The organism is Candidatus Cardinium sp. cByotN1, assembly GCF_022810525.1.
Classification (GTDB): Bacteria; Bacteroidota; Bacteroidia; order Cytophagales; family Amoebophilaceae; genus Cardinium.
This window is the reverse complement of the sequence record NZ_JAACGG010000167.1, coordinates 1-960: the sequence shown is the minus strand read 5'-3', so window position 1 is coordinate 960 and position 960 is coordinate 1. Positions and strand designations below refer to the sequence as shown.

Below are 960 nucleotides of genomic sequence, written 5' to 3'. Positions count from 1 at the left end.
TTTGAACCCGCGCAGCGGGTGAGCTCTGTTTTTCCAACTCTAATAGGTGATTGCCGCAACTTTTTACCAGGGCTTGATTTTTTGCTTACTTTTTTATCAAGAAAAAAGTAAGATAAAAAAGCCTTATAATCAAATAAAAATAATTAAAAATTCCTTAAGTAAGTTGACGCCATTGTCCGTTCAAGACCATGTTAAGCGTAGATAAGCAAAACGTGCCTTTGGAAAAAGCTGCAATTAGAAAGCGCAGTGTACAGACGAAGCGCAAAACAGTTGCCGGGTATAACCCACATCCGTGGGTGTGAGCTGAATAAAATAAGCCAGGTGTAACAACCGCTACTGGATTATACAGCTTGCCAGTTGATCTGGTCAAACAACTAGAAAAACTAAGCAAAACCAAGTAAATTTTAAAAAAACTATCTATCTTGCCTAGTATAGGATGCCTTATATGTTAGACTACATAATGGAATAAAACATGGAAAAAATTACCCCAAAAGTAGATATTGCCTTCAAAAAAATATTTGGTGTAGAAGAAAATAAGGATCTACTGATCGACTTAATCAATGCGACTGTAGCACCAGAAGATCAAGTGGTAGAGGTTACCATACTAAACCCCTATAACCCAAAAAGCTTTAGCAACGACAAACTCTCCATACTAGACATCAAAGCAGTGGGCCAAACAGGCAAAAGGTTTAATATAGAAATCCAAATCACAGATGAGTCCGATTATGATAAAAGAGCACTATACTACTGGGCTAAGTTATATACAGAACAGCTAAAAGTCTCACAAAATTATGCTACGCTCAATAAGGCCATAGGTATTCATATTCTTAACTTTATTTCCATAACAGATAGCAAAAAGTATCATAACGTATTCCATATCACTGAAAAAGAGAGTGGCCTGCCTTACTTTACGGATCTAGAATTGCATACCATAGAACTGAGTAAGTTCAGTAAGGACCC

1 protein-coding gene is annotated in these 960 nt (G+C 36.8%); it reads left to right on the top strand.

Going from position 1 to position 960, the window contains the following annotated elements:
* Positions 1-472: 472 nt before the first annotated feature.
* A partial coding sequence (locus MUW73_RS04195; RefSeq protein ID WP_243575293.1) for an Rpn family recombination-promoting nuclease/putative transposase occupies positions 473-960 on the top strand: 488 nt, incomplete at its 3' end.